A 20,684-nucleotide genomic window follows, 5' to 3' on the forward strand; every position below is an offset into this window, starting at 1 on the left:
GACGCACGCACCGCGGCAGCGCGGATTGCGTTGATCAGGATGTAAGGTCGACTGGACGGGTCCATAAGTCTGCGTATTCAGCTTGGGCGCGCGAACATTAATCGAGAACCGGCGGGCGGGCAACCGCGCCGGGGAGGAATTGAGGAATTTTTGCCTTCGGCTATTCGCCTGCCACCGGACGGGCGATGCGTTCAATCACCGGATCATCCAGATCCCAGCCGCCACCGATGGCGCCGGCCAGTTCCACCGTCGCCTGCAACTGCTCGCTGGTCATCCCCAGGCGGGTACGGCGGGCATCCAGGGTCAGGTTCTGGGCGGTGGCCAGTTCCAGGAAGCTGACCATGCCGGCGCGGTAGCGGTTGTTGATGACGCGTTCGTTTTCTTCCGCCAGTGCCACCAGTGCATCCTGCTGTGCGGCTTTTTCATTCAGCACCTGGATCGTGGCCAACGCATTTTCCACGTCGCGCAGGCTGTCGAGCACGGTCTGGCGGTAGTTCGCCACCTGCTCGTCGTATTGTGCCTCGGCCAGGTCGCGGGTGGCGCGGCGGCGGCCACCGTCGAACAGCGTCAGGGCCAGTGACGGACCGACTGACCAGACCCGTTGCGGCGCATCGAACAGCCCGGAAAAGGTATCGTCCTGCACGGCGCCGAAGGCACTCAGCGACAGCGTCGGCAACCAGGCGGTCTGCGCCACGCCGATGCGCGCGTTGGCGGCGGCCACACCGCGCTCGGCCACCACCACGTCCGGCCGACGGGCAATCAGCACCGACGGCAGCGTGGCCGGCAGCACAGGCAGGGCCGGCAGCTCATCGCTGGCAGGCAGGCCGAATGCCGACGGCGCCACGCCCAGCAGGGCGGCCAGGGCGTTTTCTTCCAGCGCGCGCTGTTGATCGAGGTCGTACAGTTGCGTGCGCAGGGACTGGCGCTGGGTTTCTGCCTGGATCACATCGGACCGGGACACGATGCCGGCGTTGTACTGGTTGCGCGTCAGTTCGGCGGAGCGGTCGAAGGCGACCATGCTCTGTTCGAGAATGTCGCGCTGGCGGTCCAGCGCGCGCAGGCGGATATAGCCCTGTGCCACGGCGATCTGCAGGGTCAGCCGCACACCGGCGATATCGGCAGCGCTGGCCGCCAGTGCGGCGCGGTCGGCTTCCACCTGCCGGCGTACCCGGCCCCACAGGTCCGGCGCCCAGCTCAGGTCGAGGCGGCCGCTGAACAGTTCGGTGGTGGCCGTGTTATTGCCGCCGCTGCGGGTGGCATTCACCGAGGCACCCAGCTCCGGGCTGTAGTCACCGCGCGACAGCCGCCACTGCGCTTCGGCAGCACGAAAGCGCGCTTCCGCCTGCGCCAGCGTCTGGCTGGCCTGGTCCGCTTCGCGGATCAGGTAGGTGAGCGTCGGATCATTGAAGGCTTCCCACCAGGTGCCCTGCGCCATCCAGGGTTGTGCCGGCATGGTCTGCCAGCCGTCCTGGTACTGGAACTGCGCCGGCAGGGCCGTCTCCGGCGTGTGGTAATCCGGGCCGACCGTGCAGCCCGCAGCAAGCAGCAGGCCGGTCAGGCAGAGCGAGAGGGTTTTCGTGTTCATGCGACAGGCTCCGCAGTCACCGCGCGACGGCGCAGGGTGCGCTGGCGCAGTGTTTCCAGATACAGGTAAATCACCGGTGTGGTGTACAGCGTCAACAACTGGCTGAACGCCAGGCCGCCCATAATGGTGATGCCCAGCGGCTGGCGCAGTTCCGAGCCTTCGCCAAAGCCGAACACCAGCGGCAGCGCGCCGAGCAGGCCGGCCAGGTTGGTCATCAGGATCGGCCGCAGCCGCAGCAGCGCGGCGCGGCGAATCGCCGCCAGCGGCGCCAGGCCGTCGCGGCGCTGGGCTTCCAGTGCAAAGTCGATCATCAGGATGGCGTTCTTCATCACGATGCCGATCAGCAGGAACAGCCCCAGCAGCGCGATCAGGCTGAAGGGCGTATCGCTGATGCGCAGCGCCAGCAACGCACCGACCCCTGCAGACGGCAGTGTGGAAAGAATCGTCAGCGGGTGCAGGGTGCTCTCGTAGAGCATGCCGAGCACCATGTACACCGCCATCAGCACGGCCAGGATCAACAGCGGCTGGCTGAGGTTGCCTTCGAAATTCGGGCGCCCGGAGCCGGGCCCGGCGTAGACGCTGGTCGGCAGCATGATGTCGTTGAGCGCGCGCTCGATGGCGGCTTCGGCTTCCAGCGGCGTGACGCCCTCCGCCAGCCCGTAGCCCACGCCCACCGAGGCAAACTGTGCATCGTGACGAATGCGGTCGTTGGTCAGGCCGTAATCCCAGGTGGCGAAGGTGGACAGCGGCACGCGCGCACCGTCGCTGGTCAGTACTTCCAGTTGCTCCAGCACCGCCGGCTGTTCGGTATAGCGCGGCAACAGTTCCATCACCACGCGATACTGGTTCAGTTCGTCGTACAGCGTGGCCACCTGGCGTTGTGAAAATGAATTGTTCAGCACCGAGGCAATGGTGGCCATGTCCACGCCGCGCAGGCGCGCCGCTTCGCGGTCGATATCCAGCACCACCTGCTGGGCCTCCTCATTGCCGGCCTCGTCCACGTCCACCAGTTCGGGCAATTTCTGCATCGCTTCGGCGGCGCGGCGTGACCAGATATCCAGCAATTCCAGTGAATCGGAGCGCAGCACCAGTTCGTAATCGCTGCGGCTGAAGGGTGAGGACAGGTGAATGTCCTGGTCCACCATCAGAAACATGCGCCCGCCCGGCACCAGCGGCGTTTTGTCACGCAACCGGTTGACCACGTCCTGCGCGGACACACCGCGCTCGGCCAGCGGTTTCAGGTTGATGGTGAGCTGCGCGTTGGTGAGGCCGCCGTCGCCACCGCTGGTGCCGGTGACATCCTGCACCGCCGGGTCCGCCAGGATCAGTTGCCGGAACACTTCGATCTTCGGCTGCATCAACTGGAACGAGAAACCGTCATCGCCGCGCACGAAGCCGCGAATCTGGCCGGTGTCCTGCGCCGGCAGCGTGGTCTTGGGAATCGCGACATACAGATAGCCATTGATGCCCACCACCACGGCCAGCGTCAGCAAGGTCGCCAGCCGGTGTTTCAGTGCCCAGTCGAGGCTGCCGGCGTAGGCCTGTTGCAGTGATGCAAACGCCGCCTCGCTGTAGCGCGCCAGCGCCGACGGCGCGGCGGCGGTTTTTTCCCGCAACCAGAGCGCGCACAGGCTTGGCGTGAGGGTCAGCGACACCAGCAGCGAAATCAGCATCGCTGCCGCCAGCGTGATGGAAAACTCGCGGAACAGCCGCTCGACGATACCGCCCATGAACAGGATCGAGACAAACACCACCACCAGCGCCAGGTTCATCGCCAGCAGGGTGAAACCCACTTCGCCCGCGCCCTTGATGGCGGCCTGGAACGGCGGCAGGCCGTCCTCGATATGCCGTTCGATGTTTTCCAGCACCACGATGGCATCGTCCACCACCAGCCCGGCGGCGATGATCAGCGCCATCAGCGACAGGTTGTTGAGTGAGAAGCCATAGAAGTACATGACGATAAAGGCGCCGATCAGCGACACCGGAATCGCCACCGTGGGGATCAGCGCGGTGCGCGCGCTGCCGAGAAACAGCCATACCACCAGCACCACCAGGGCCACGGCAATCAACAGGGTCACCTGCGCTTCGCGCAGCGTGGCACGGATGCCTGGCGAGCGGTCCATCACCACCGTCAGTTCGCTGTCCGCCGGCATCAGCGCGCGCAGGCCCGGCAACTGTTCGCGGATGGCATCAATGGTGTCGACGATGTTGGCGCCGGGCTGGCGGCTGACCATCACGATCACCGCCGGCCGGTCGTTGTGGAAGCCGCTGCTGTAACGGTTTTCCACCGAGTCGGTGACCAGGGCCACATCCTGCAGCCGTACCACGGCGCCGTCCTGGTGGCGGATCACCAGTTTCTGGAATTCGCTCGCCTTGCGCAGGCTGTCGCTGGTGCGCACTTCCCAGCGGTGCGTGTCGTTTTCCACTACCCCCAATGGGCGCAGCGCGTTCGCGTCACTGATCGCGTTGCGCACATCATCCAGTGCAATGCCGTAGTGCAACAGCGCGGCGGGGTCGAGTTGCACGCGCACGGCGGGCAATGAGGCGCCACTGACGCTGACCTCGCCGACACCGCTCACCTGCGACAGCTTCTGCGCCAGAATTGTCGCCGCAGCGTCGTACAGTTCACTCGGTGCGAGGTTCGGTGACGACAGCGCCAGCCCCATCACCGGCGCCTGGGAGGGATTGATTTTCCGGTATTGCGGATTGCCCGGCATGCCGGAGGGCAACTGGCTGCGTGCGGCATTGATGGCTGCCTGCACATCGCGCGCGGCATCGTTGAGATTGCGGCCGAGTTCGAACTGCAACACGATCTGCGTCGACCCCTGATTGCTGGATGAGGTGATCGCCGTAATGCCTGCGATACTGCCCAGCGCACGTTCCAGCGGCGTCGCCACCGTCGCGGCCATGCTCTCCGGGCTGGCACCGGGCAGGCTCGCGGTCACCGTGATAATCGGGAAATCGATCTGCGGCAGCGGTGCCACCGGCAACAACCGCCAGGCCAGCAGGCCGGACAACACCACCGCCACCGCCATCAAGGCGGTGGCAATGGGCCGCTGGATAAACAGCCGCGCCGGATTCATGAGGGGGCCACGGCCTCTTCGGTGCCGGCCCCGCGACGGCGGGTCAGGCGATCAAAAAACAGATACACCACAGGGGTCGTGAACAGCGTCAGCACCTGGCTCACCAGCAGGCCGCCGACCATCACCAGCCCCAGCGGCTGGCGCAGCTCTGCACCGGAACCGCTGGCGAGCATCAGCGGCACGGCGCCGAACAGCGCGGCAAGTGTGGTCATCAGGATCGGCCGGAAACGCAGCATGGCGGCGCGGTGAATGGCCTCGCGCGGCGCCATGCCCAGGTTGCGCTGCGCATCCAGGGCGAAATCCACCATCATGATGCCGTTCTTTTTCACCAGGCCAATCAACAGCACCACACCGATCACCGCAATCAGGTCCAGCGAGCGGCCGGTCAGCAACAGCGCCAGCAGCGCGCCGACAGTGGCCGACGGCAGCGTGGACAGAATCGTGATCGGGTGGATGGTGCTCTCGTACAGCACGCCGAGCACGATATACATGGTCAGGATCGCGGCCAGGATCAGCCACAGCGTGTTCGACAGTGAGGCGCGGAAAGCCTCCGCCGCACCCTGGAAACGGCTTTCGACTTCCGCCGGCAGCTCGATCTCTGCCTGCACCCGTTCGATGGCTTTTACCGCACTGCCGAGCGATGCATCCGGCCCGAGATTGAACGAGATCGTCGCCGCCGGAAATTGCCCCTGATGGTTGATCAGCAACGCCGCGGGCCGTTGCGTCACCCGCGCCACACTGGCGAGCGGTACCGGCCTGCCGGCGGCGGTCGGCACGTAGGTGGTCTGCAATGCCGCCAGCCCCTGCGCATGTGCCGGGTCCACTTCCAGGATCACGCGGTACTGGTTGGCCTGGGTGAACAGCGTGGCGATCTGGCGTTGGCCAAAGGCATTCTGCAACGCGCTGGCAATCGCCGACACGCTCACACCCAGGCGCGCCGCCGCATCGCGGTCGATATCCACGTACGCCTGCCGGCCACCGTATTGCAGGTCGGACGCCACATCGACCAACTCCGGCTGCTGTTGCAGTGCTTCGATCAGGATCGGCACCCATTCTTCCAGCGTGGCGCTTTCCGGGGTGGTCAGCGTGAACTGGTATTGCGTGCGGCTGACACGGTCTTCGATGCTCAGTTCCTGCACCGGCTGGAACCAGGCACTGATGCCGTCCACGGTCGCCGCCCGTTCACGCAGGCGGTCCATCACCGTGAACGCGGTTTCACTGCGCTCCGCGTGTGGCGGCAGGTTGATCAGCATGCGGCCGCTGTTGAGCGTGGTGTTGGTGCCGTCGACGCCGATAAACGACGACAGGCTGGTCACGCCGGGGTCTTCCAGCAGCGCCGCCGCCAGCGCCTGCTGCCGCTCGGCCATGCGGGTGAAGGACGTCGTCTGCGCGCTTTCGGTCACCACCTGGATGACGCCGCTGTCCTGCACCGGGAAGAAATCCTTGTGCACCAGCAGATACAGCACGGCGGTCAGCACGATGGTGCCGAGCATCACCGCCATCGCCAGCGGTTGCCGCGCCAGCACCCAGTCCAGTGCTTCACCATAGCGACGGATGATGCGGTTCATCAGGCCGGGGTCGTCGTCATCATGGCGCGGCGGCTCATCCAGCATGCGCGCGCTCATCATCGGTGTCAGCGTCAGTGACACCACCAGCGAGATGCCGATCGCCACCGCCAGCGTCACCGCAAATTCGTGGAACAGCCGGCCCACCACATCGCCCATGAACAGCAGCGGGATCAGCACTGCCACCAGTGACACCGTCAGCGAGATCAGGGTAAAGCCGATTTCGCTGGCGCCTTTCAGGGCAGCGTCCATTTTCGAGGCGCCCTGCTCGCGATGGCGGGCGATGTTCTCCAGCATCACGATGGCGTCATCGACCACGAAGCCGGTGGCGATGGTCAGCGCCATCAGTGACAGGTTGTTGATCGAGAAACCGGCCAGGTACATGAAGGCGAACGTACCCACCAGCGACAGCGGCACGGCCACGCTGGGAATGATGGTAGCGGGGATATTGCGCAGGAACACGAACGTCACCAGCACCACCAGCGCGATGGCAAACACCAGTTCTTTCTGCACATCACGCACTGAAGCGCGGATGCTTTGTGTGCGGTCGGTGAGGATCGCCACATCCACTGATGCCGGCAGCGTGCTGATCAATTGCGGCAGCAGTGCGCGCACACTGTCGGCCACCTCGATCACATTGGCGCCGGGCTGGCGCTGCACGTTCAGCAGCACGGCCGGTTGCGTGTCGGCCCAGGCGGCGAGGAAGCGGTTTTCGGCACCATCGTTGATGGTCGCGACATCGCCCAGCCGCAGCGGCGCGCCGCCTGTCCACGCCAGGATCAGCTGGCGGTAATCCTCCACCGAGCGAATCTGGTCGTTGGCATCCAGCATGGTCGAGCGCATGGGGCCGTCGAAGCTGCCCTTGGGCTGGTTCACGTTAGTGGCGGCGATGGTGCTGCGCACGTCTTCCAGGTCCAGGCCGTAGGCAGCCAGCGCCGTCGGGTTCACCTGCACGCGCAATGCCGGGCGCTGGCCGCCGGCGAGGCTGACCATGCCGACGCCGCCCAGTTGGGCGAGTTTCTGCGCCATGCGCGTATCCACCAGATCGTGCACGGCCGGCAGCGGCAAGGTGTCGGAGGTGATCGCCAGGGTCAGGATCGGTGCGTCCGCCGGGTTCACCTTGCGGTAGATCGGGGGGGTCGGCAGGTCACCCGGCAGCAGGTTGTCGGCGGTGTTCAGCGCCGCCTGCACTTCCTGCTCGGCCACGCCCAGGTCCACCTCCAGCGAAAACTGCAGCGTGATCACCGAGGCGCCGCCGGAGCTGGTGGAGGACATCTGTTTCAGGCCGGGAATCTGGCCCAGGCTGCGTTCCAGTGGTGCGGTGATGGTGCGTGCCGTGACGTCCGGCCCGGCGCCCGGATGGAAGGTGAAGACCTGGATGATCGGGTAATCCACCTGCGGCAGCGCCGCCACCGGCAGCAACCGCCAGGCCAGCAGCCCGGCGGCCAGCAGTGCCAGCATCAACAGCGATGTGGCGACCGGGCGAAGAATGAACGGCCGGGACAGGTTCATGGCCGCGCGCCGCCACCCGGCCTGCCGCCGGGACGGGGCGTTGGTGCGGCAGCCTCCGGCGGTGCGCTGTCGCCTTCGATGACCACAACATCGCGGCCGTCACGCAACCGTTCCATGCCTTCCAGCACCACCGGCTCGCCATCGGCCAGCCCTTCGCTGACGGCGATGCGCTCGCCATCCACCGGGCCGAGCATGATCGGACGCAGGTACGCCTTGTTGTCGCGCAGCACATAGACATACGTGCCCCGTGAACCGTACTGCACGGCATCGGCGGGAATGGTGACGGCATCCGGCAGCGTACGCAGTTGCAGGCGCACGTTGACGAACTGGTTCGGGAACAGGCTGTTGTCGTCGTTCTCGAATTCGGCCCGCAGGCGCAGGGTGCCGGTGGCCGTGTCGATCTGGTTGTCCAGCGTGGTCAACCGGCCGCTGGCAAGCACCGTTTCACCGTTACGGTCCAGCGCCTCCACCGGCATCGGCTTGCCGGCAGCCACGGCACTGCGTACGGCATTGAGCTGCCCTTCGGGAATGGTGAACACCACCGAGATCGGACGCATCTGGGTGATCGTCACCAACCCTTCGGTGTCGCCGGTGCTGACCAGGTTGCCCGGGTCCACATTGCGCAGGCCGAGCCGGCCGGTGATCGGTGCCTCGATGCGGGTCCAGGCCAGTTGCAGCCGGGCACTGTCGATCTGTGCCTGGTTGGCCTTCATGGCGCCGCGCAACTGGTTCACCAGTGCTTCCTGCTGGGTGAGCTGCTGGCGGGCGATGGAATCCTGTTCGTAGAGGTCCCTGTACAGCGCCAGGTCCTGCTCGGCGCCGGCCAGTTCGGCCTGGTTCTGCTGGTACTGGCCTTCGGCCTGGGCCAGTTGCACGCGATAGGAGGACGGGTCGATTTCCGCCAGCAGCGTGCCTTTTTCCACTTCCTGGCCTTCTTCGAACAGCACCCGCGCCAGTTCACCTTCCACCCGGCTGCGCACCGTGACGGTGTTCAGCGGCGTCACGGTGCCGATGGCCTTGATCTGTACACTCAGTTCGCCGGCTTCGGCGTTCGCGGTGCGCACGGCCACCGGGCCGTCCCAGGCACTGCGCGACATCATGCCGACCGGGGCCGACGGGGAACGCGACAGCAGATACCAGAGCCCGCCAAGCACGACGACGAGCACCACCACCCAGATCAGGCGGGCACGGGAAAACAGGGCGGAACGTGTTTCAGACATGGGCTCGCTACCGGCGCTGGGTCGGTGGCCCGCGATACGCCACCGCCTGCGCAGGCAGCAACACGCTCTCGCGCGCGCCTGCCCGCAGGCCGGGCCGGACTACCGGTTGATGATAATGACAGAGGATTCTAGGAAGCTGCCTGTTGACGGCGCAACCGCAACCGGGAGGAATTCACATTTACTGCACAGTCTCAGGCAACAGCCTTTGTTTCAGCATGGTTATTGCCGTCCGCTTATCCTGGCCACCGGATTGCGCCGGCAATCGTCAGCAGCGATGAAATCAAGCCGACCAGCGCATACAGCGGATGCCGCTTCATCCAGTCCCACAGTTTCTGCAGATTGGCCACGAGGTCCGGGTGCTCGCGTGCCATATGGCGCTCGCCGAGCGCGCCCAGTGAATACACCGGATCAGGGCCGCCCGGTGTCAGGGTGAGATAGCCCTTCTTCACCAGTGACGCCAGAGGCAAGACCAGATCCGCCGCCAGCGCGCTGCGTGCACCCGGCGGCTTCATTGCTTCACGCTCGAGAAACACGATTTCTGCCCGCGTCAGCCCATCACGCGTATCCTTCCAACGGCGATGCCAGAAATGCGCCAGCACCTTCTGCTCCCGTTTGCTGAGCGCCGTTGCGTTCAGTTTATGGACCATATCGGTTCCGGCCATCAACTGCTGACGCAGCTCCCTGAGCTTGTCGGTCAGGTTAACCATTCCCTTGAACACCTCGCATCTCCTTTGCGGCCCTGGAGCTGCTCACACTGAGTTCATCCGTGCTACCGGGTCCAGTGTGAAACAGGCCCTCTATTCATACTCCTCCGCCATTGCGGCCGGCAAGTGGCGCAGCCGCAGAAAACTGGCAAAGCGCGGCACGCCGTCCCGCGTGACGCCGTGGTACCGGTACGTGACCACGCTGCCCAGCGGCGGTGGCACATCGCGTTCATGATCGGAAAACCCTGTGCCCAGACGAAAACGTATCCCCTCCGCTGTCTCCACCTGCAAGGCACCCAGCCTGCCGGCATGGCGGCCCTTGCCCGGCAGGTGACCGATCACGACGGCCTCGGCATCCTGATAAGGCTTGAGCTTCAACAGCGCGTCGGAGCGGCCCGGCTGATAGCGGGCACTGCCGTGATGCAGCATCAGCCCCTCACCGCCACGCGCGACCACGGTGTCCAGCCGCGCCAGCAGTGCAGCGCGATCCGCCACGCGAAACTGTTCGATCAATGCAATGTAGGGCGACGGGGAAGGCTGCAACCGGGCACGCAGTGCCGCGAGCCGGGCGTCAAACGTGCCCGGGTGATCAGGCAGGTCGAACACCATGAAACGGATGTCGCGCCATTGCGCTGTGTCGGGTTGCTGCCGGCGCACGGCACCGGACACCTCGGCAAAACGGCCGCGTCCCAGCCACAGCTCGCCATCGAGCGGCACGTCGGGAAAATCGTGTGTAAACCAGGCCGGCGCATTGAAGACGTTGCCCTGCCGGGAAACCAGTTGCGCGCCGTCCCAGCGGGCACGTACGCCGTCGAGTTTTTCGCTGACCCAGAACGCCTCCAGGGCGGTTTCGCCCGCGTAGTCGGTGGCCAGCAGCAGCGCCGGCGGCTCAGCGTGTGCGGCGCCCGCGCCGCAGAGTAAAAGACCGATCAGTATCATTGTTCTCATGGCAAGCTCCCTTTGCGATGAGACAGAGCATGCCGCGCCGGGGGAGGCCTGGCTGTCAGCACATGCCGACGACGCCTGTCAGCGTTTGCCGCCGCCGGCGTTAATCCATCAGCCACTCACGCCTGTCGGCGAATGCCTGCACCAGCATATTGACCACGGCATTTACTTCGACACGATTACTGATGTCCCGGCGCACCAGCAGATGCACGTCCAGCGCGGGGGTGCCTGCCAGCAGCGTATCCAGCGGCAGCAGATTGCGGTCCAGCCGGTGGCTGTAGTGCGGCAGCAGGCCGACGGCCGCGCTCCAGATCAGGCAGTCGCGCAGCAGGTCGCTGGTGTCCACTTCCAGCACGCCGACCTTGCGCTGGCCAACCAGCGCGTTCCATTCCTCAAACGCCGGCAGCGCACCAAACCCCCGGTATTGCACCAGCAGGCACTCTTCCAGTGGCAACGCGTTGCGCGTCTGATGCCGGCGCGCGGTAAAGGGCGCAAAACGCAGGCAGCCCAGCCGCCGCACCAGCAACGCATCATCCTGCGGGGGCGTTTCCGGTTCGCGCAGCACGACCCGCACATCGGCCTCCTGCTCAAGCACCTGGCCAAGGGCCGCCGGCAACAGATTGATGCGCGCACGGGGCTGATTGCGCAAATACGTCATCAGCCCGCGCCGCAACAGGTCATGGGCCAGCGGTTCATCCAGCGCCAGGGTGACAGGCCGCGACAACGATTGCGCCAGCATGTCCGTGCGCGTGGCACCGGGAATCAATCGCGCCACGGCATACAGCCGGCGGCCAGCGCCGGTCAGGCGGACGGCATCACCCTCACGGCGAAACAGGCGCTCGCCCTGCTGCCGTTCCAGTTTGCCGATCTGGCGCCGCAGCGAGACCACACCGATGCCGAGATGCGTGGCGGCACGCCGGAAGCTGGCCAGCTCGGCCACCTGCACGAATGCGTCCAGTTGTGCGCGGCTGTCGAAAAATTCCAGCCAGGGCGCGCGTGCCCGCGCGGACGCGCGCGAATCATCCTGTTCTGTCATATGGCGCGGATCATCATCGGCGGAGAACATCTGCGCACCTCCTGTACTGTGGAAAGCCTGTTATCGGACAGCGTCATGCCTGCCTGGCCTGCAACGCCAATCCGTATCTCCCTGGCCCTTCGTCCACCCTGCCGACTGATCAGACCCTGCGCGGCCAGTGGTGCCACTGGCACGCCGTCAACGCAGCGAATCCACGACCTGCGTCAACGCCGCGCCATCGATATTCAGTGACGTGCGCGCAAGAAGGGTGTCCACGTAGCCGGTGATCTGGTCGCGGCGGTATTGCTGGCGCAGTGCTTCGCGCAACTGCGGCGATACGTCTTCCAGGCTGAGCTGGCGCGCCGGTTCCCGTGCCACCAGCTTGAGCACATGCAGGCCAGCCTCGGAACGTATCGGCCCGGCGATCTCGCCGGGTGACAGGGCCGCCACCTGCTCGCGCACCGCAGGCAGCAATCGCGACAGCGGCACCAGGCCGGTATCAATGTCGGGGTTGTCCGACGCCGACTGCGCCAGATCCGCAAACGCCGCCGGCGTGCGCCGCGCGCGCTCGGCCAGGGCGCTCGCCCGCTGCTGCGCCGCCTGCCGCCCTGTCTCGCCGGTGACGGCGACAAAAATCTGCTGCAGATGGTACAGATCGGGTGCCACCAGCTCCGGTGCAGCCCGGTCGTAGGCCTGTTGCAACATCGTTGCGGGGGGATAATCCGTCGGGGGTTCGCTCAGCGTGGCGAGGTAATCCTGCAACACCAGCTGTTCGGTCGCCTGGCGCAGGGCTGCCGCCACGGTGTCACGTTGCGGCCAGTCTCTGGCCAGCGCTTCGTTCACCAGCGCGCGCTCTACCAGCCGTTCTTTCAGCCACTGTTCCAGCAATGCCCGATCACTCACCACCGCAGACAGGCTGTCGGCCGGCAATGACTGCAATCGCTGGCGCAGTTCGCTGCTGTGCAGGAGCGCATTGTTACCCAGCTGTGCGACGACCGCGCCGGCAGCCTTCGACACCGGCACAGCGCTCTCCTGCCGGGCCAGTCCGGCCACCAGTGAACCGGACACCAGCGCCGACAGTGCGCCCACGCCAATCAGCCAACCCAGCGTCTTGCCACGGGACATGCTCGCCTCCTTTTGCGGATCAGGCGGTTTCGGTTTCGTCGACGTCCATCGGCGCAGCGGCCTCGACCGGCTGTGCGATGTACTGTTTCAGAAACAGGATGAATTCCTGCAACAGCCGGTCCCAGATTTCCGCGTTGGCGCGCAGGCAGCCCTCGCTCACGCCGCCAGCCACGATCACGTCCTGCTCCAGCAACAGAAAGCCGGCCTGATGGGACAGCCGCGCAAACCGCTTCTGGCGGTTCCAGTCGTTCACCAGCGCCGGCGGCAGCTCGCCCTGCACGCGCAATGCACAGCTCAGGGTGTAGTCCAGGTATTCGGTGTCGTTGCGGCGGTTGCCAAAGCGCAGCGCGAAGCCGATGCCCTGGGAGGCACTGAGCAGCTGCACCACGTCGCCCTGTTCGGACGGGGTCACGCGGTAGCCGGCGGACTGCAACAGGGTGGTCATGCTCTCGACGGAAACGGCGTCGATCATTGCTGTGTCACTCATGGAACGGTTCCTGTCTCAATGGATGGGGGTAGCAGAGGCCTGATCGGCGCCAGCGGCTGGCAGCGGCATCTGCGGATCGAAGCGGCCCTGGTAAAGCTCATCGCCGTAGCGTTGTGCGATGTCGTCAAAGCGCACGCGCGCAGCGGCGGCAAAAGGCTGCCGGGTACGCAGCACATCACCCAGGCTGATGTCCTCGTACGCCTTCAGCACGCGCTGGCCGGTCTCGTAAAGCTGGTCGTTCTTTTCCATGCACAACGTCAACTGCCCATCGCGCTGGCCCAGCGCGGTTTCCAGCGACACGCGCTGCGCTTCCTTTGCACGGGCAATCTCCAGCAGTTCGTCATAGGCGCCCCGGAACTGCGCCAGTTGGTCGTTGCGCGCTTCCAGTTGTGCGCTGGCGTTGCGACGCAGGTTTTCCGTGTTCTGGCTGGCACGCTCAAGTTGCGCACGCAGGCGCGCGGTTTCCTGTTGCGCAGCATCGCGCTCGGCTTCTGCCGTGCGCAGCGCAGCCTCGGTGCGGGCCTGCTGGCTTTGCAGGGTCTGCAGTGACTGCACGGTGGAGCGCAGCTCAGCGCGCAGGCGTTCTTCCATGGTGTTGGCACTGGCGGACAGGGCCGGCAACAGGCCTGCGATAATGAGGCCGCAGAACATTGCCCTGGGGCCGAAGGTGCGAGAACGAATCGTGATCATGACGGTACTCCCTTTCTGGTTTGCATCACGCCGGCTCAGAAGCGTGCATTGACTTCCAGTTGCAGGATGTCCACCCGCAGCGGTGCGCCATACACTTCCTCGCTGCTCATCCAGCGCATCTGGCCGTACACACGTTTGTGGAAACCGTAGGCGCCACCCAGGTAATACCCCTTGGCGTTGGTGCCACCACGGTGGAAGGTGGAATCGTTGTAGGCATCCGGCAGGGCGTCCGGCTCGATGTATTTGTAGCCCAGTTGCACGTTCCACTGGCCGGCGTCGCGGATCTCCACTGCCGTGCCCAGGGCCAGGTCCAGCATCCAGGCATCACCGCCGCTGCGGATGTTGCCTTGCTGGTCCAGGTTGTTGATCACCCGCCCGTCGGTAGAACCCTGCTGCGTGCTGCCGGAGCGCGTGAGCATGTCGTCTTCATCGTAGGCGAGGTTGTGCACATAGTGGCCGGTGACCTGCAGTGTCATGTCGTTGAACAGCGCGGTTTGCCATCTCAGGTTGAGATCCACAAGCTGGAATTCCGACGCCAGGCCCACGTACTGCTCCATCGGTGTGGCCGCCGGATTGAGCGGGTCCAGTGTGATGTCGCGCAGCACGAACAGCGTATTGCCCTTCTGCAAGAACGCCGGCCGCGACCAGTCGGTGTTACAGCCATAGCCTGCCTCCCGGTCACTGAACCAGGGCTGGCATGGATCGGAGCGTTCACCACTGATGTTGTCGAAGTGGTAGTAACCTGCCGCTGCGCGCAACTGGTTGTCACTGTCCATTTTCCACAGCGAACCAAGCTGCGCGCCGAACAGCCACTTGTCCTGGTTTTTGGTCTTGAATTCGCTGCGCGACGGGGAATCATCACTGGTAAATTCCAGCGGGAAGGCGCCCAGTGTGCCGAACAGCGACAGCTCACTGTCCTCTGCGGCGGCGTAGGTGGCAGCGATGCCGTCAAAGTTCAGGTCGCTGGCGTACAGCATGTCGGTGGTGACGAACGGGTTGGCAAAGCGGCCGGCGGTGAACGCCAGGTGTTGCGTCGGCAGCCAGCTGATGAAGCCGCGGTCCAGCCACAGGTCTTTTTTCTCCAGCCCGCCGCCCAGGGTCTGGTTGGTGGACACCGGATTATCGTCACTGCCGGTGGCGACGCGCAGCCCGGCGCGCCAGTGTTCGGAGATATCCGCCGTGAACCCGAACCGCGCCCGCAGGCGCAGCAGGTTGATGCGGTCTTCGCGCGTGTTGTAGAACGGCGGCCAGGCACCGGTGGCCAGTGCCTGCTGTGAAATGTCCTGTGGGCCTTCCTCATTGAAACGCTGGAAGTCGATCAGGTAGGGGTCGTTGTAGTCATCGAAAAAACGCGATTCGCTGCGCACACGCACGTCGGCATCCAGCCGGATACGCGAAGCCCAGTCCGGGAAGGTGTTCGGTTGTGCCCAGTTTTCCGCAATGGCCTGGCTGATGACCTGATCGCGGACTTCCCCGGTGATTTCTTCGCGCACATTTTCCGGGATGTACGGCACGCGGACATCCCCTTCCTGCAACACCGGCTCGGCGGCCTGCGCCGCGTCACGCGTCGCCTGCTCGAGCAGTGCCGCCGCCTGCGCTTCGGTGAGCACGCCATTCTGCACCAGCAGATTGATCAGGTTGCGCGTGGTGCTGCTGTCGGTGGCCGCGCTCTGCTGGGCCACGGCCTGGCCAGACACGGCACAGGCCAGGGCGATCATGGCAGCCAGTCGGCGAAGTCGGAAATTCATGGGCACTGCTCCTGAACGAGTCTGTATTCGGTGAGGTTAAGTAGGCCGGCGTCCCTGCAGGGACACCCGCACCGGCAAAGACAATGAGGCTGGCGGCCGTTCCGACAGCGACGGCACCGCACGCAGCGCCGCGATCACCCGCGCGTCCACGTCGGCGTCACCGCTGGAACGCACCAGCTCGACGCGGGTGATCTGGCCGGCGTCGTTGAGCCAGACGTTGGCCTGCAAGCGGAAACTCAGATGCCGGGTTTCTTCGGCGTCACGCAAAATGCGCTGGAACTGATACGCCAGGTACTGCCCATAGGTGGCGTTGCCGACGCGACCCGCGCCGGCACCCGCCATGCCACCACCGGAACCGGCCGCGATATTGAACGCGTCCGCACCGGCCTGGGCCTCGCCGTCGATCTGCATGGCTTCCGCCAGGTCGTCTGCAGGTGTGGGGGCCTCGTCTTCCGGCAGCGGCTCTTCCACTGGCGTTGGCTCCGGATCGGGCTCGGGCACCTCTTCCTCAATGTCCTGCGGCTCCGGCGGCGGCGGGGGTTCTTCCGGCGGCGGCGGTGGCGGCGGCAGCGGGATGATGGTCTGCATCTTCGGTGCCTCGCGCCGTACGCCGCCCATGTCGTTGGCCCATAACCAGATCAGCCAGGCCAGCCCCGCCACGACCACGGCTGCGACAATGGCCACCACCAGGGTGGGCAGGGCCTGGCCACGGGCACGCAGAACGGTTACGCGATCAAACATGTTCGGTCCTGTTTATTTGGGCCGGCCTGTTACCAGGCCCACCTGGGTCAACTCGAGCCGGCGCAGCAGGTCCAGCACTTCAATGACTTTCTGGTACTGCACTACGGCGTCGCCACGTATCACCACGGGGAAATCCGGGTTCAGCGCCTTTTCCGTGCGCAGCCGGTCTTCCAGCTCCGGCAGGGTGACCGGGTAGGCGTCGAGGAATACCTGGCCCACGTCGTTGATGGAAATCGCCTTGGTCTTTGATTCCGACAGCGACGTCGACGAGCTGGCCTTGGGCAGGTCCACACGGATACCGGCGACCTGCGCGGTGGCGGTGAGGATGAACATCACCAGCACCACCATCAGCACATCCACCAGCGGCGTGATGTTGATGCCGTCAACGGCGCTGTCTTCGTCTTCCGGGCTGTTCACGGAGGCCATGCTGTTCTCCTTACGCGTGGATGGCGGTGCCGTGTGGTGTGTCGTCGAAGCGGTGTTCGGCTTCGTACACTTCCGCCAGGCGCGTGACGAATTCATCCAGGAACACGCGCATGTCGGCGTTCACATCCTTGTTGCGGCTGACCAGGCGGTTGTAGCCAAACAGGGCCGGAATGGCGACGAACAGCCCCATTGCGGTGGCCAGCAATGCGGCAGCCATGCCGGGTGCGATGGCGTTGATGTTGACGTCGCCGGCCATGGCCGTGCCCAGGAACACCACCATGATGCCGAGCACAGTGCCGAGCAGGCCGATATAGGGGCCGCCCGCGATGGCGTTGGACAGCGTGCCGAGCTTTGCGCCGAGGATTTTCTGTTGCTGGGTGCGCACCACGTCCATGGAGGACCGGATCGCTTCAATGGAGGCCGCTGAAATATGCTGGATACCCTGGCTGCGCCGGGTACGGATTTCATTGACTGCCGCCTGGTAGATTTTCCACAGGGACGAGTCAGCAAATTCTTTTTCCGCGCCGGGCTTGTCCGCCAGCATTTCCAGGCGCATGCCGACCTGTGAAAATTTCTCGCGGAAGTGCTCGTTGGCACGCTCCATGCGCACCACCGCGCTGTTCTTGCGGATCATGATGATCCACGACTGGATCATCATGAACACCAGCACGGCGATGATGATCCAGGCATCCAGCGGCACCGCACTGAACAGGAAGCCGAGGCCGCCAAAGCCGAAACCGGACTGTTCTTCGTCCACCCCGAACACCAGCAGGCGCGATTCCGCGCCCTGCGACAGGGCGTCGGCCATGATCAGTGCATCCGCGCGGGCCACCTTGGAGATACGCAATTCATCAATGGCACCAATGAACGGGGTGTAGGCGGCAGGCACCGGCGCTGCGCCGTCGCCCTCTGCCACCGCCGGCGCGGCCGCGCCGGGGACATCACCGCCGATTGCAGCCACGGTCGCCAGCGGCGGCAGCATGGCCTGCAACGTGGTGCTGACGCGACCATTGACGAACAGTTTCAGCGCCGTGCCATCGGCAGTGACGGCCAGATGCTGCCAGGTGCCCGGCGCCAGCGGCTGGCCCGGTTCGGAGCGGGCGCCGTTCACTTCCACGAACGGCACGCCGTCGCTGATACCGATCAGCAAGGCGTTGCCGGCGTCACGGCGGCTGAACAGCAGTTGCTGGCCCTGCATCTGGTCGGCACGCACCCAGGCACTCAGGGTGTAGAGCGAGCCGGCCGGCACCGCCAGCGACGGGCTCTCCGGCAGCAGCAGCGGCTCGATGCCGTTGAACTGCGCCGCGCTGCCGATCACCCCTTCCGCCACATCCGACAGGGTGCTCAGGGCATGGTTGCTGAACGCGGTGGTGTCACGCGGGGGCGCACCGGCGGCACCATCGAAGTGGTACACCAGCGTGTAGTTGGGGTCGAAGGCGAGCTGGCCGTTGCTGGTGGAGGGTGCGGCGTCATTGCCGTAGTACATCCAGATATCCTGGCGGCTGCCACCGTCGACCTGCGGCACGTCCACCCAGATATAGGCGATCCCCATCAGCGCATCGAAGCGTTCAATCTGGTGGTGCAGCACGGTCTGGTCATCACTGGCGACAAAGCGGATGTCGGCACCGTTTTCCTGCACACCGTCAAAGGTGAAATTGCCGGTGTGCAGGCGCACCAGCAACGGCGCACGACCCAGCGGAGCGCTGATCGACGCCCCTTCGGTGGTGGTGTCGATGGAGATCTGTTTACGATAGCTCCATTCCGTCTGCCACCAGGCCTGCGCCGCCAGCGGCAGCGCACACAGGCAGGCAAGTATCAGGGTTATCAAGCGTTGCATGGTCAGCGTACTCCAGGTCGTTCCCTTGAATTAGGTATGAACCGTCCGGCCATCCGGTGCAGTTCTTTGTCGCGATCAATCAGAAACTGGCACGCACGTTGAAATGCACGTGCGGGTCGTACTCTTCGGTGTTCGGCCCTCTGCGCAGCGGCCAGGCCATATCCACGCCCCACGACAACCCGTCGAAGAACTGCGCACGGGTCCCTATGCCGGCACTGGCCAGACGAAATACCCGCCGGTTTTCCTCCAGCACTTCCAGCACCTCCAGCCGGGCACCTTCGGCGAACAGATAAAAGCGCCATTCGTTCAGGTCCGGGCCGTACCAGTTGCTCAGTGACGGGGTGCGCAGTTCGAGGGAGCCCAGGCCGCCGTTGTCGCCGGTCGCTTCTGCGGAGAGGTAGCCCCGCACACTGCTGGCGCCCCCGGCGGAAAGCTGTTCATTGGCCACCAGCGGGCCACTGGCGAATTGCAGCGAGCTGTTCAGCGCCGCCTGCCAGTCGCCGGGGAAGGTACGGGTGTAGCCGCCGCCCAGTTTCAGCACGGAAAAGCTGGCTGATGCGCGGAAGCGTTTTTCGTTGAACTCGAAATCGCTGCTGCCGTAGCCGAGTACGGAACGAAAGCCACTGAGCAACGTCAGGTTTACATCCGCCTGCGATACATCGCTGAATCGGTAACCGGTATAGGAGAGCGATAGCGGCGCATATTTCAGCGGCACCTTGCTCATCTCGTTACCCAGCCCGATCTGTTCGTCGAAATCCTTGAAATCGATCCCCGCCGACACCGAGTGCACCCAGTTGTTGGCGAACGGCCAGGTGTGGATCAGCGATACACCGTAGGTGCTGCCCTTGCCGATCACCGTGGTGCCACCGACGGTGGCCACATCACTGTCGGAGGTGTAGCCGGACACACGCAGGTTCCAGCGCTCGCTCAGCGGCGCGGTGTAGTTAGCGGACCAGACCATGGCGTCATCGGGCTCTTCCGGCGCCGTGAACAGCGTCAGCGAGACCTGGTGATGTTTCTGCCAGAGGTTATCGTGACCGACGGTGGCCACGGCGCGCAGCTGCGAGGTATCGGCACTGTAATCGTTGTTCAGCGACAGGCTGCCATACCAGGGGCTGCTGTCTTCGACGTTGAGATCCACGTCCATGGTGCCGGGCACAACGCCTTCGCGGACCACCGGCACCACCTGCCGCTTGCCACTGCTCGACAGCGCGGTCAGCTGGCGCTGCACCAGTTCGAAATTGGGCACGCTGCCTTCTTCCAGTGCCGGCACGGCCTTGCGGATCTCCAGCGGCGAGGTGTACTCCGCCTCCATTACCCGCACGCGGCCAATGCGCGTTTCCCCCACGATCAGGAATACAATGCCGCCACTGACCTGCTGTTCGGGCAGGTCCACGAATACGGACTGGTAGCCTTTCTGCTGGTAGGCCTGTTGCAGTGCATCACGCGCGGCCTCGATGTCTTCCAGCGTGCGGCCTTCGCCGAGGAACGGGTAGACGGCGCGCTGGATATCCAGCGTCGACAGTACGGAATTGCCACGCACGATGTATTCACGAATCGTCACGGTCGGTATCCGCGCCTCGTGCTCCGGCGCGGGCGCGACGCTTTCATCATGTGCGGTCTGTGCCTGGGCCACGTTTCCCGCCAGCACCAGCAGGCAAAGCAACACAGCGCCTGACAGCAGGTGCAACTTGTTCAATGACAGCATGAATTCGTTTCCGCTTGTTTGCGTTCCGGCACCAGGCCGCGTTCGGGAGCCGCCGTACGTCTCCCCGGCGGTTCTGATGTCAGACGAAGGCCGGCGCTGTTTTCCGCAGACAGGGTGTGGTCACGGAGGCGAGCCATCAGGCTGATGTCAGAACTGTCCCTCATAGACGATGGGGCACAGCGCCAACCGAACATTTGTCACGAAAACTTCATCAATCTCTTTGCGGGAAATGCGGGCTGTGCCACAGCAGGCCGGCATGAGCAGCTGAGCACATCGGGATGACGGAAATGTGG

Annotated in this window: 15 protein-coding genes; all 15 read right to left on the bottom strand. The window is 64.8% G+C overall.

Features of this window, described 5'->3' with window-relative positions; genetic code table 11:
* Nucleotides 1-160: 160 nt before the first annotated feature.
* Nucleotides 161-1,585: an efflux transporter outer membrane subunit gene (locus S7S_RS18185; RefSeq protein ID WP_008734575.1), complete on the bottom strand. Its 1,425-nt coding sequence runs from the start codon at nucleotides 1,583-1,585 to the stop codon at nucleotides 161-163.
* The gene (locus tag S7S_RS18190) at nucleotides 1,582-4,668 is read right to left on the bottom strand and encodes an efflux RND transporter permease subunit (protein ID WP_008734573.1); all 3,087 of its coding nucleotides are present in this window, start codon (nucleotides 4,666-4,668) and stop codon (nucleotides 1,582-1,584) included. The genes S7S_RS18185 and S7S_RS18190 overlap by 4 nt, the downstream gene beginning before the upstream one ends.
* On the bottom strand, nucleotides 4,665-7,745 hold the full coding sequence (locus S7S_RS18195) for a multidrug efflux RND transporter permease subunit (RefSeq protein ID WP_041026038.1): 3,081 nt from the start codon (nucleotides 7,743-7,745) through the stop codon (nucleotides 4,665-4,667). Before S7S_RS18195 ends, S7S_RS18190 begins: the two co-directional genes overlap by 4 nt.
* Entirely contained in the window at nucleotides 7,742-8,965 is a 1,224-nt protein-coding gene (locus S7S_RS18200) for an efflux RND transporter periplasmic adaptor subunit (RefSeq protein ID WP_008734568.1), read from the bottom strand. The genes S7S_RS18195 and S7S_RS18200 overlap by 4 nt, the downstream gene beginning before the upstream one ends.
* A gap of 233 nt (nucleotides 8,966-9,198) precedes the next feature.
* Entirely contained in the window at nucleotides 9,199-9,684 is a 486-nt protein-coding gene (locus tag S7S_RS18205) for a hypothetical protein (protein ID WP_144401708.1), read from the bottom strand.
* Between the two features lie 78 nt (nucleotides 9,685-9,762).
* Entirely contained in the window at nucleotides 9,763-10,617 is an 855-nt protein-coding gene (locus tag S7S_RS18210) for a DNA ligase (RefSeq protein ID WP_144401709.1), read from the bottom strand.
* 100 nt (nucleotides 10,618-10,717) lie between these two features.
* Nucleotides 10,718-11,680 (bottom strand): LysR family transcriptional regulator, encoded by a 963-nt coding sequence (locus S7S_RS18215; RefSeq protein WP_008734563.1) that lies wholly within the window; start codon nucleotides 11,678-11,680, stop codon nucleotides 10,718-10,720.
* 147 nt (nucleotides 11,681-11,827) lie between these two features.
* Nucleotides 11,828-12,754 (bottom strand): peptidylprolyl isomerase, encoded by a 927-nt coding sequence (locus S7S_RS18220; protein WP_008734561.1) that lies wholly within the window; start codon nucleotides 12,752-12,754, stop codon nucleotides 11,828-11,830.
* A 19-nt stretch (nucleotides 12,755-12,773) separates the two neighbouring features.
* On the bottom strand, nucleotides 12,774-13,241 hold the full coding sequence (locus tag S7S_RS18225) for a YbjN domain-containing protein (protein ID WP_035203640.1): 468 nt from the start codon (nucleotides 13,239-13,241) through the stop codon (nucleotides 12,774-12,776).
* Between the two features lie 15 nt (nucleotides 13,242-13,256).
* Nucleotides 13,257-13,931: a hypothetical protein gene (locus S7S_RS18230; RefSeq protein WP_008734557.1), complete on the bottom strand. Its 675-nt coding sequence runs from the start codon at nucleotides 13,929-13,931 to the stop codon at nucleotides 13,257-13,259.
* A gap of 35 nt (nucleotides 13,932-13,966) precedes the next feature.
* Nucleotides 13,967-15,679 (bottom strand): putative porin, encoded by a 1,713-nt coding sequence (locus S7S_RS18235; protein WP_008734555.1) that lies wholly within the window; start codon nucleotides 15,677-15,679, stop codon nucleotides 13,967-13,969.
* A 36-nt stretch (nucleotides 15,680-15,715) separates the two neighbouring features.
* Complete coding sequence (locus S7S_RS18240; RefSeq protein WP_008734554.1) at nucleotides 15,716-16,420, bottom strand: TonB family protein; 705 nt, start codon at nucleotides 16,418-16,420, stop codon at nucleotides 15,716-15,718.
* A 12-nt stretch (nucleotides 16,421-16,432) separates the two neighbouring features.
* A complete protein-coding gene (locus S7S_RS18245; RefSeq protein ID WP_008734552.1) occupies nucleotides 16,433-16,846 on the bottom strand; it encodes an ExbD/TolR family protein in 414 nt (137 codons plus the stop codon).
* Between the two features lie 10 nt (nucleotides 16,847-16,856).
* Nucleotides 16,857-18,683 carry a DUF2341 domain-containing protein gene (locus S7S_RS18250; protein WP_008734550.1) on the bottom strand — a complete coding sequence of 609 codons (1,827 nt, stop codon included), beginning with the start codon at nucleotides 18,681-18,683 and terminating at the stop codon, nucleotides 16,857-16,859.
* Between the two features lie 79 nt (nucleotides 18,684-18,762).
* Nucleotides 18,763-20,391 carry a ShlB/FhaC/HecB family hemolysin secretion/activation protein gene (locus S7S_RS18255; RefSeq protein WP_008734548.1) on the bottom strand — a complete coding sequence of 543 codons (1,629 nt, stop codon included), beginning with the start codon at nucleotides 20,389-20,391 and terminating at the stop codon, nucleotides 18,763-18,765.
* Between the last annotated feature and the right edge of the window lie 293 nt (nucleotides 20,392-20,684).

Origin of the sequence: Isoalcanivorax pacificus W11-5 (assembly GCF_000299335.2) — a bacterium.
GTDB classification, from domain to species: domain Bacteria; phylum Pseudomonadota; class Gammaproteobacteria; order Pseudomonadales; family Alcanivoracaceae; genus Isoalcanivorax; species Isoalcanivorax pacificus.

Excerpts from the sequence above, each read along its gene's own strand:
- S7S_RS18255 (WP_008734548.1), bottom strand. The coding sequence starts at position 20,391 with ATGCTGTCATTGAACAAGTTGCACCTGCTGTCAGGCGCTGTGTTGCTT.
- S7S_RS18195 (WP_041026038.1), bottom strand. The coding sequence starts at position 7,745 with ATGAACCTGTCCCGGCCGTTCATTCTTCGCCCGGTCGCCACATCGCTG.
- S7S_RS18235 (WP_008734555.1), bottom strand. The coding sequence starts at position 15,679 with ATGAATTTCCGACTTCGCCGACTGGCTGCCATGATCGCCCTGGCCTGT.
- S7S_RS18240 (WP_008734554.1), bottom strand. The coding sequence starts at position 16,420 with ATGTTTGATCGCGTAACCGTTCTGCGTGCCCGTGGCCAGGCCCTGCCC.
- S7S_RS18200 (WP_008734568.1), bottom strand. The coding sequence starts at position 8,965 with ATGTCTGAAACACGTTCCGCCCTGTTTTCCCGTGCCCGCCTGATCTGG.
- S7S_RS18215 (WP_008734563.1), bottom strand. The coding sequence starts at position 11,680 with ATGTTCTCCGCCGATGATGATCCGCGCCATATGACAGAACAGGATGAT.
- S7S_RS18245 (WP_008734552.1), bottom strand. The coding sequence starts at position 16,846 with ATGGCCTCCGTGAACAGCCCGGAAGACGAAGACAGCGCCGTTGACGGC.
- S7S_RS18210 (WP_144401709.1), bottom strand. The coding sequence starts at position 10,617 with ATGAGAACAATGATACTGATCGGTCTTTTACTCTGCGGCGCGGGCGCC.
- S7S_RS18185 (WP_008734575.1), bottom strand. The coding sequence starts at position 1,585 with ATGAACACGAAAACCCTCTCGCTCTGCCTGACCGGCCTGCTGCTTGCT.
- S7S_RS18220 (WP_008734561.1), bottom strand. The coding sequence starts at position 12,754 with ATGTCCCGTGGCAAGACGCTGGGTTGGCTGATTGGCGTGGGCGCACTG.
- S7S_RS18230 (WP_008734557.1), bottom strand. The coding sequence starts at position 13,931 with ATGATCACGATTCGTTCTCGCACCTTCGGCCCCAGGGCAATGTTCTGC.
- S7S_RS18225 (WP_035203640.1), bottom strand. The coding sequence starts at position 13,241 with ATGAGTGACACAGCAATGATCGACGCCGTTTCCGTCGAGAGCATGACC.
- S7S_RS18250 (WP_008734550.1), bottom strand. The coding sequence starts at position 18,683 with ATGCAACGCTTGATAACCCTGATACTTGCCTGCCTGTGTGCGCTGCCG.
- S7S_RS18190 (WP_008734573.1), bottom strand. The coding sequence starts at position 4,668 with ATGAATCCGGCGCGGCTGTTTATCCAGCGGCCCATTGCCACCGCCTTG.